Genomic DNA, 7,895 nt, shown 5'->3' on the forward strand with positions numbered 1-7,895 from the left:
TTTTAACTTATCTTTATTTGTGTTTTTTTTCTGCGCCAAGCCATGGTTGATCATAACGATAATCACGTCTTGCTTGTTCTAAAGAGATTCCTTGCTGAATATCAGCTGTAATATGCTGTTCGGTGAGCTTTATTTTTTCTGCTTTATCAAGCACTTCAGCAAGTAACTTTCCAGGAATAACCAATACGCCATTATCATCTGCAAAAATAATATCACCAGGATTGATGGTGACTTCGTTAATTACCAAAGTACATTGTTCACCAACCTTATGAATGCGATTTTTACCAGAGCGCATATAAGTGCTCGTACAAAAAACGGGATATTTGCTATTACGAATAAACTCAACATCGCGCACAGCGCCATTAACGATTGTTCCTGAGAGATTTAAGTAGATTGACATTTTTGTAAGAATTGCTCCCCAAGCTGTGCAATCAATGCAGCCATTATTATTAATAACCAGAACTGAATGAGCTGGAACTGCATCAATATAATTTGCTGCGTTTTTAAAGGTCGTGCTTTTCTTTATATTTGAAGTGTATTGAACTGTATATGCAGGACCGGCCAATTTCATTCCCGGAGCTAATGGTTTGATATGAAGAAGGGCACCTTCAACTTTACAGGCATCAAGAGCATCAGAGATTTCTGTTGTATTAAATGTTTCTAATCGATGCAACTGCTCGTTGAGGATCTTCTCTTTTGTTGTCATTTCAGGTGTACTTTTATTAAAGAGCAGACATTGTTCTATAATGGCATGAGCCATCTCAGTGGTACTTGCTTTTCCTCCTAAATCATAAGTAACAAAACGACCTTTACATACCACTTTGTGCACTGATTGTTTAATCTGTGTTGCTTGTTGTTCGTAACCAAAATGGTCTAAGAGCATGGCGATTGTGAGAAACATAGCGCCAGGATTAGCGGTGTTAGGTTTTATACGGGGAGCACTGCCATGTACCGGCTCAAAATAAGATTTATGTAGGCCAATATTTGCGCTGGCAGCCAGGCCTAATCCGCCCATAATGCCTGCACCAACATCGGATAAAATATCACCAAACATATTTTCTGCAATCAGCACACCAAATTCTTCTGGACGTTTTACCAGCCATAAACCTACGGTATCTACATTTACAATGTCCGCGTGAATATGGGGATATTGATGTGCGGTTCGCTCAAAAATTTCTCGTGCAAAATGACTACTGGCACGTAAGACGTTTGGCTTATCAGCAAAAGTAACACGTTGATAACCATGAGTTTTTGCATATTCAAAAGCATATTCAAATATGCGTGTTAATCCTGCGACAGATTGCAAGCGTAGAGCACAGCTTGCTTCCTCTGCAGAAATTTTGCCCCAGTAAGGATGTTCAGCGAGTAATTCATGAACTGATTTCGGTAGGGGATGATAATCAAAACCAGCATATAATCCTTCAGTATTTTCTCTGATGATACAAAAATTAAATGGCTTTTCTTGTTCTTTAAATGAATAGCAAGGACGTACATTAGCAAAAAGGTCTAATTTTTTTCTTAGTTGAATAATTGGTGAGATATAGTTTAAACCTTTATGTTGTAATTTGGGGACTAATTCTTCTTGTGCTTCGCGTTGTGGTTTACTGGTGATTGCACCTAATAAGACTGTATCAGCGTCACGGATTAATTCCCATGTTTTTTCAGGAACAGGATTTCCTTCTTGTTGCCAACAAGACCAGCCAATATCTCCTTGGCTTAAAGTTACAGGAAGATTCATTGCCGAAAAAATAGGTATGGCCGCATAGGTAACATCTACTCCTATACCATCTCCTGGTAAAATAGCAATTTTGAGCGTTTTCTTAGAATTCATGGTTTAGTGCTTCCAAAATAACCTTTTGACAATAAGAGGGATTATCCTGTAATACGCGCATACTGGCTTTGGGAACGATAATTAAGTGACCATCTTTTGAAGAGATGACATTATTCGTGTTGACTAAATCGGAATATTCTCCAATGAGATGAATATAGTGCACAGGACTTGCAGTGACAATTGCAGAGGAGTCGGTTTGTAATACCCGAGTGAGCCCAAAAATTAATCGTTGATAGGCCAAAGGCCTATTGATGATGTTGTAGGCGATTTTAGGCATTTCATAGGGAGAGAAGACTGGTTGGTATAAGGCATTTAATGCCTCTTCTAATTGTTCTTTTTGACATAGATGAATCACCTTGCTTAATTTAGATGTTAGTGACGCATCAGCAAAGGTCGGTGTTGAAAAAAGAATAATAGATTTAGGCCTGGCAGCAAATAAAGAAAAGCATTGTTGCAGAATAACACCACCAAAAGAAAAGCCGAAAAATGCATCGTACTCATGAAAGTAAGGGTTTAATTTTTGTTTCCAGAGCGTGTAATACTCAGTATTAGGCAGATTTTCCATGATGGATAAAGAATCAATATAATCAAGGACGTAGTTCTCATCAAGAAATGATAATATGCTTGCAATTAAAGTAAGATCTTCTGCTTGAGCAGATATAGGTCCTAAAACCAGAATTTTCTTTTTGTTCATTTTAGTCCTCGATAGTCAGGTGCATTTTTTAAGAAAGGGATTACCTTGGGCCAATTTTTGTTTGTACAGTTTTAAGTCCGCAGTTGAGAGATCAGTAATCCCACGAATAAACTCATCCATTTCAATTGTTTCATGACCTATTTTTAGAACATCACGTACATAATTAGCAGCATTTAATACATCTTCTAAATTATATTTTTTAATGTTAATTGCGTGCAAGTACGCTGTAAAAAACTCTGTTTTCAAATTGCCTATTCCTTTGCCCATTCCTGCCAATGAGGCATCAATGTAGCGCACACCAGAGCTGAGTGCCGCCAGAGCATTGGTTTGTGCCAGTCCAATATTATCATGAGCATGGAAGCCAAAAGGGATGTTATATTGGCCAATATAGCGATCATAAACTTCTTTAACACGATGAGGTAATAGACTGCCATTGGAGTCTGCAAAATAAATAATATCTGGCTTATAAGGGTGAAGTTTTTTAAGTAACTCATCGAGTTCTGCATTGTTGTAATAAGATAGATGAATAAAATTAATAGAAACCATCAGGCCTATTTTTTGAGCATTTTGCAATACGGGAATTGCATTCGCTAAATCACCCTTGGAGACACAGATGCGTAATAAATCCACGCCACAATTTTTTAATTCACGTAAATCTTTTTCATCAACATTCTTAGGATGAGCCATGATTGCGATTTTGGCGCGTTTAATTAATGAGCGGCAAAACAGAACATACTCTTGCGCGCACCAACCCGCTCGGCCTAAATCATTAATAGGATGCAGCGAGCCATTACGATAGCCAATTTCAATAAATTCTATTCCTGAGTGATCAAGCAATGGCAGAATTCCCTCTAACTCATTGTCTTTAAAGTGAAAATTAGTCCGATGCCCACCATCTCTAAGAGAGGCATCTAATAACAGTAAGTTGTTCATCTTACCCCTTAGCTAATAGTGGCAAAATCATCGCTATAATGATCGCAACGATAAAGCTACGTATATAAAAAGCAGTCTGCTTATTAAAGTATAGTGAACATAAATAGGCTAAAGGGTGACGATAGATAAGAGAGCGTATAATTTTTCGGGTCACAAGATTTGAAGGGCCAGAGATGGGAAGTTCATGGATACGGACACTGGGGTTAAAATTGGCTTCAATTACTACGCCATTACCATAAGTGATGGGGATATTAATGTTGTTGCATTCTACATCAATTCCAATTAATTCTAAGCCTAAGACATTGGCAACATGAATCATTAACTTGCGGTTTTCTTTGCATATTCTTTTGGAAAGAGTTTCATAGGTTCCACCACGTGAAGCATTGCTGGTGTAGCCTAAATTTATTTTTTGGCTAACCTTAGGTATATAATCAATGTTTAACTCCTGTTCGCGAAGCGCAATATATGCTTCTTGATCCAGTGCAATGGGCGCTAAAAATTCATTAATTTTTTTGCGTTCTTTATTTGTTTGGGTAATGAGCTCTTCAATTGTATGGGTACCATCACCAATAACATGTGCAGGGTAACGTTTGATAACGCCAAGGATGCGTTGATTAAATACTAACACACGATAAGAGCTTAAATGAGCATGAAACTCTTCGACAATCACCCAGTCATAAGTAGCAAAAACCTCCGTCAAAGCAGCTCTGACATCCTCAATAGTTTGTAGATTACAAAAAACATCTTTGCCTTTTGCTTCTGTACCTGGCTTTACTACCAGAGGATATTTTAAGTGTTTGAGGGACTTGAGAAATTGGTCATTGGTCAGTTCGTTTTTTTCGATAATGGTTGCTTTGGGAACGGGAATTTCAGCTGCTTCTAGAAAGCGATTGGTGATGTATTTATTTTTGCAAAAACGACAACTGGTTACAGTATTAATTGGTGGCTCTGCGCCGCAGAAATAGTAATGTTTTTTTCCAAAAGTGAGTTTGAACCCTTTTATTTCTTTAATTTCTTTTACAGGCAAGAAATAAGCCCGAGCACTTTTGTAATATTGAAAAGCATTCCCGTCAATCGCTAATACTCCTTGCTTTATTATTGTTGATAATCTTTCGTTCCCGCGATAATTAATTTATAGATGCGCTCACTGATAATACCTTCTTCAAATTTCTTTTTAGCATCCCAAGTCATAAGTTGCCCTTTTTCTCTTACTAACTTGCGCGTAGCACTAGTGACGTCATTAGGATCACTCTCTAAAAGAATATCACGAACTTCTTCATCAAAAACTAAATATTCTCTTAAGGCAACTCTTTTTTCATCTACAGTAGGAACTAATTTTTGCCAAATACACAGTCGAATTGTTTCCAAAATATCAATAGTTCGCCCTAAACGTTCCTCCCCTGCAAACGAAGTAACTAAGCGACGCATTGTTTCGGCGACACCGGAGGTATGCAATGTGGTATATACAGGATGACCTGTTAAGGCTGCTTCTAGAGCTGCACTAATGGTTTCAGCATCACGACACTCTCCCACCATAATTAAACGTGGCTTACGACGCAAAGCATTACGCACACCATCGGCAAAACTGGGTAAATGACGTGGAATTTCTGATTGACTTACCACAGAAGAAATGGCTTCTATTTCATCATATACGAATTCAATTGGAGATTCGTAGGTTAATACTTTACGGTTTGAATCTTCTTTCTCAATTAAGTCACGAATGATTGATGCCAGTAAGGTGGATTTACCCGAACCTGTTGCACCAGTAATAAATACAATTCCTTCTTGAGGTGCTATTGCTTCAAGAACATTGTCTGGAAGATGCATGGTCTCTAGCTTTGGAGGAGTTGTTGGAATAGTTCTTAGCGTAATTTGAATCGCATCATGCCCTTCAACAAGACAAGGCGTGCCATTCACACGATAACGATATCGCACTCCACGGTTAGGGCGAAATTCGTAATGAGTATCAATATCCTTACCAGAAAGAAGCTGAGTTGTTGCGTTAGGACCATAAATCGAATTAATTAGATCGCCCAATTCGGTATTTGATAGGCGACGATTGGTGATACGTAACAATTTTCCGTATACCTCGGCATAAATAGGTTCACCCGTTTGAATGGTGATATCTGATGCATTTAAGCGTTCTGTATGCTCCAACATTTTATCCATGAATACTGGTGTAAAACGTGTTGGTTCATCGGGCATTAAGTACGTATTAGTCATAATGATTCAATCAGTTGGTTGGCGTTATTGTTGGCTGCCAAGATTTATCGGTTATGATAATTTTAGATTGATTCGCCAATTTTTCCATATGCCTAAATTGTTCTAAAGCATTTTCATCTTTAGCAACGGCCGCTCGCCATTCATTACTGTTGATATTTAAAGCAGGCAAAGCGGTGATGCGCAACACACGATCGTCAATACGTAATTCATTGCCATCGCCAGTAATGCCTAAATCAGTATGAGACACATAGGGGGGCGATACCATATTCATTGCTAATAATTTGCGATAAAGGATCATGCCACCAAAATCTTCTTTAATGCGGGCAATGTTTTCTTCAAGAATAGTATTTGCCTGTTCAATGCCTTTTTTCCATCCTTTAGTGGTATAAATACACCAAACTTTTTTTTCTACTTTGGTTTTGGGAAGTAGAGTATAGTTTGGATATTCTGGTTTGACATAATCCAGCCATAGATATTGGCGCCAGGTAGGAGGTGTTGTCACAAAATGAGCTTGTTTCGATACTTTATAGGTACGGTCTGCAACACGTATACTTTGCGCGTCGGCTAAATTTAAGGTATTACGTCCCTCTAAGAGCACTGGAGGCAATATATTGTGCTCCAGGATCAATGCGTTAAAATCATAAAGAGTATCAAGAGTACGTGTCTGTTTGGTTAGCTGTTCATCAATAATCTTTGCGCGCCATGCTAATCCAGCTTGAGCTCCCAGACTTAAAGCAGTTTCTTTAAGTGCCATTTGGCGAAACTTTCCAGATTGTCGTTTTTGTTTTTGTTTAATCGTTGTATTTGCCATAGCTTGCAGGCCCGCAAGCGAATCGGTATCACCCAGATAGCCTGATCTGGAGCATGCGAACAGAAAAGCAAATAAAAAAACTATAATACTAAGAGTAAATTTTGACATAACGTAATTCAACAACCTGACTGTTAGGGTAAACATGAATATGCGCTTTTTTTCCTGCCTGATAATCTATATCACGCAAGATTTCAGCAAGACTTTGGTCTTTTATAGTGAGACTAATTAAGACCGGTATAGCAGGAGTTTTTCCCAGAACACGTATTTTGTAGTGAGCTGCCTTGGCAATTCGTGCTGTTAATTCTTCAATAGGACCTGACCAATCCACACTGGCTCTAGCTTGTAAGTTATAGGCATTAGGAATGGTTAAGAGGTTGTCTTTATGGGGTGGAGTAACAACTTTTTCAATGCGTGCCATTTCTTGCATGGAATCACTTACAGAGACGGCCGCCTCTGCTAATTTAATCGTAGCATCATCACTAGGGTTGTTGGCAGGAGGTTTTTTAAAGAACACTGCATGTTTACAACTGGCAAGTAGTAGTGAAGCTATAAATAGCATGACAAGCTTGTTGTTCATTCAAATTCTTTTTATTCTGATAATATTGATTTGATTGAAACAGGAGCTAGGCTCCTTGTCAAGCGTTAGGATGAGTATGCTATAAATTTCTGAGTGTGTTACAACTTTGTGAACAGGCTGTAAACCACTTGTCCCGTTTGTTTTTGTTTCAATTGTTGCCAATATTTTTCATCTATTTCAATGGTGGTAGGTGATTCTAAATAAAGTAAACCACCTTGAACTAAAAGATTTCGTTGTCTTATGTCACCAATACATTGAGGTAGATAGTTTTGGCTAAAAGGAGGGTCAAGAAAAATAATGTCAAATTGCTCTTTGTTGGTCTGTAAATAATGGCGGGCATCCATTTTTAACAGCTGTAAAGTAGGGTTGTTAAAAGAAAGGATTATTTTTTGTAAATTTGCATGGACTTGCGGCGATTGTTCCAGAAAAACAACATTTTTTGCGCCTCTGGAAAATGCTTCTAATCCTAAAGCGCCGCTGCCGGCAAAAGCATCTAAGCAGCGGGCATTGCGGATATCATGCATGAGCCAATTAAACAATGTTTCTCGCACTCGGTCTGGAGTGGGTCTTAACCCTTCCACGGCCGGGAAATGCAATTTTTTACCGCGATATTGACCGCCTATAATGCGAATTTCCTGTTTCAAGATTGTCCTACGGTAACTAAAAGTAATTTATCTGGATTGATCTGATGCTTGAATGCCTGTTTGATTTGTTCCTTAGATACTGCTTTGACATGTGCTACATAAGTATCAAGATAATCAGCAGGTAAGTAGGGCACCCATGCCGAGCTCAAGGCGCGCGGCGGGCTCTATGCGCGGCTGGCGGC

9 protein-coding genes are annotated in these 7,895 nt (G+C 38.6%); all 9 read right to left on the reverse strand.

Features of this window, described 5'->3' with window-relative positions; genetic code table 11:
• Nucleotides 1–13: 13 nt before the first annotated feature.
• On the reverse strand, nucleotides 14–1,831 hold the full coding sequence (locus tag QM652_RS03445; protein WP_415072905.1) for an isocitrate/isopropylmalate family dehydrogenase: 1,818 nt from the start codon (nucleotides 1,829–1,831) through the stop codon (nucleotides 14–16).
• Nucleotides 1,821–2,525: a hypothetical protein gene (locus QM652_RS03450; RefSeq protein WP_415072907.1), complete on the reverse strand. Its 705-nt coding sequence runs from the start codon at nucleotides 2,523–2,525 to the stop codon at nucleotides 1,821–1,823. The genes QM652_RS03445 and QM652_RS03450 overlap by 11 nt, the downstream gene beginning before the upstream one ends.
• A 15-nt stretch (nucleotides 2,526–2,540) precedes the next feature.
• Nucleotides 2,541–3,458, reverse strand: a complete 918-nt coding sequence (locus QM652_RS03455; protein WP_415072909.1) for a 4-hydroxy-2-oxovalerate aldolase — start codon at nucleotides 3,456–3,458, stop codon at nucleotides 2,541–2,543.
• A gap of 1 nt (nucleotide 3,459) precedes the next feature.
• On the reverse strand, nucleotides 3,460–4,485 hold the full coding sequence (locus tag QM652_RS03460; protein ID WP_415072911.1) for a UDP-N-acetylmuramyl peptide synthase: 1,026 nt from the start codon (nucleotides 4,483–4,485) through the stop codon (nucleotides 3,460–3,462).
• 68 nt (nucleotides 4,486–4,553) lie between these two features.
• On the reverse strand, nucleotides 4,554–5,663 hold the full coding sequence (gene dotB, locus QM652_RS03465; protein WP_415072921.1) for a Dot/Icm type IV secretion system ATPase DotB: 1,110 nt from the start codon (nucleotides 5,661–5,663) through the stop codon (nucleotides 4,554–4,556).
• 28 nt (nucleotides 5,664–5,691) lie between these two features.
• On the reverse strand, nucleotides 5,692–6,600 hold the full coding sequence (locus QM652_RS03470; RefSeq protein WP_415072913.1) for a type IV secretion system DotC family protein: 909 nt from the start codon (nucleotides 6,598–6,600) through the stop codon (nucleotides 5,692–5,694).
• A complete protein-coding gene (gene dotD / locus QM652_RS03475) occupies nucleotides 6,581–7,069 on the reverse strand; it encodes a type IVB secretion system lipoprotein DotD (RefSeq protein ID WP_415072915.1) in 489 nt (162 codons plus the stop codon). Before dotD ends, QM652_RS03470 begins: the two co-directional genes overlap by 20 nt.
• Nucleotides 7,070–7,167: 98 nt before the next feature.
• Nucleotides 7,168–7,713: a 16S rRNA (guanine(966)-N(2))-methyltransferase RsmD gene (rsmD, locus tag QM652_RS03480; RefSeq protein WP_415072917.1), complete on the reverse strand. Its 546-nt coding sequence runs from the start codon at nucleotides 7,711–7,713 to the stop codon at nucleotides 7,168–7,170.
• Nucleotides 7,710–7,862, reverse strand: coding sequence for a hypothetical protein (locus QM652_RS03485; RefSeq protein ID WP_415072923.1), 153 nt, complete (start codon nucleotides 7,860–7,862; stop codon nucleotides 7,710–7,712). Before QM652_RS03485 ends, rsmD begins: the two co-directional genes overlap by 4 nt.
• Between the last annotated feature and the right edge of the window lie 33 nt (nucleotides 7,863–7,895).

Source organism: Legionella sp. (assembly GCF_047605385.1).
Classification (GTDB): domain Bacteria; phylum Pseudomonadota; class Gammaproteobacteria; order Legionellales; family Legionellaceae; genus Legionella.

What these genes read in the sequence shown, in the direction of transcription:
- QM652_RS03445 (WP_415072905.1), bottom strand. Translation starts at nt 1,831, where the DNA reads ATGAATTCTAAGAAAACGCTCAAAATTGCTATTTTACCAGGAGATGGT.
- QM652_RS03470 (WP_415072913.1), bottom strand. Translation starts at nt 6,600, where the DNA reads ATGTCAAAATTTACTCTTAGTATTATAGTTTTTTTATTTGCTTTTCTG.
- dotD (WP_415072915.1), bottom strand. Translation starts at nt 7,069, where the DNA reads ATGAACAACAAGCTTGTCATGCTATTTATAGCTTCACTACTACTTGCC.
- QM652_RS03455 (WP_415072909.1), bottom strand. Translation starts at nt 3,458, where the DNA reads ATGAACAACTTACTGTTATTAGATGCCTCTCTTAGAGATGGTGGGCAT.
- dotB (WP_415072921.1), bottom strand. Translation starts at nt 5,663, where the DNA reads ATGCCCGATGAACCAACACGTTTTACACCAGTATTCATGGATAAAATG.
- QM652_RS03450 (WP_415072907.1), bottom strand. Translation starts at nt 2,525, where the DNA reads ATGAACAAAAAGAAAATTCTGGTTTTAGGACCTATATCTGCTCAAGCA.